This is a genomic window from Marinobacter sp. R17, assembly GCF_003789045.1.
GTDB classification, from domain to species: domain Bacteria; phylum Pseudomonadota; class Gammaproteobacteria; order Pseudomonadales; family Oleiphilaceae; genus Marinobacter_A; species Marinobacter_A mangrovi.
In genome coordinates, this window is sequence record NZ_RHGZ01000061.1 from 1 (window position 1) to 1,237 (window position 1,237).

Consider the following 1,237-nt stretch of genomic DNA (forward strand, 5'->3'; position numbering starts at 1 on the left):
TGGTGAGTTCAACCGGTCAACGCAAATATGCTTTGCAGCTTCTCCACAGGTGTCAGGTAGTCGAGTGTTTTCCTCGGTCGTTCATTCAGCTTCCTTGCAAATTCATTTAACTGCTTCTGGGAATAGCCCGATAAATCGGTCTTCTTCGGGAAGTACTGGCGCAACAGACGATTGGTGTTCTCGTTGCTGCCTCTTTGCCAGGGGCTCTGCGGGTCACAGAAATAAACCTGCATGTCGGTCGCAAGCGTAAATTTCCTGTGGTTACCCAGCTCACCCCCTCGATCCCAGGTCAGGGTTCTCTTCAACTCCTCGGGGAGCTGGCCGACTTCCCGACAAAGCGCCGAAACAACACTTTCCGTATCTTTGCCGCCGACATGAACGAGCATCGTAAATCTAGACTGCCGCTCTACAAGCGTCGCAATATGTGAGTTCTTGGATCCGGATATCAGGTCTCCCTCCCAATGGCCAGGAACAGCCCTGTCTTCAACCTCTTTTGGCCGAGCACGGATAGAAACTAAATCTGTGATGCTGGTGCGGGATTCTGCCTCTTCAGAGCTTCTGTGCCGTGATCGACGCATACCGCGTCTTGATCGGAGGTGTTTGACAAGTTCCTTCTTCAAAACACCTCGGGCTTGGATAAAGAGACTTCGGTAAATCGTTTCATGGGACACATGCATCGACTTGTCGTCCGGGAACTGGCGTTTTAACCAGCCTGCTACTTGCTCTGGAGACCAGTCAAGGCTCAGCTTTTCGGCAACGGCTGCACGGAGGGGCTCATTCAATGCAAGAAGGCATTTTTTCGGACGTTTTGATTGGGTCCAGGCACGCCGATCTGCCACGTTCGCCCTGTACCGACTTCTTCCCCCGTTACGACTGACCTCTCGACTGATGGTTGAGGCAGACCGTCCCATCGAATCGGCAATCTGAGTCAATGTCAGTCCCGCCGAGATGCCTCTTGAAATCTCTTCGCGCTCAGAGCTACTAAGCACTCTCGCCGACCTGGAGCGTCCCAGAGGGGCAATGCCGCCATGTATGGCGAGCATTCCAGTAATCGATCCAGCATGCTTTCCAAGGGCTCTGCCAATCTCGCTAAGCGACTGACCTTTCTTCCATCGAGCCCATAGCTCCTGCTTCTGCTGGTAGGTCAGCCCTCTGGTCTTTGATACTTGCTGCGGCATTCTGAAAGCCCCGATAGTTACCAGCGTGCATTATGTTGCACTGACCGGTTGAATCTACC

The 1,237-nt window shown here is 53.1% G+C and carries 1 protein-coding gene; it reads right to left on the reverse strand.

The window, feature by feature from the left end; all coding sequences use genetic code 11:
- Positions 1-8: 8 nt before the first annotated feature.
- Positions 9-1,178, reverse strand: coding sequence for an IS30 family transposase (locus EB809_RS20860; RefSeq protein ID WP_123636781.1), 1,170 nt, complete (start codon positions 1,176-1,178; stop codon positions 9-11).
- Positions 1,179-1,237 lie beyond the last annotated feature (59 nt).

Coding starts and splice junctions, on each gene's coding strand:
- EB809_RS20860 (WP_123636781.1), bottom strand. CDS start 1,178: ATGCCGCAGCAAGTATCAAAGACCAGAGGGCTGACCTACCAGCAGAAG.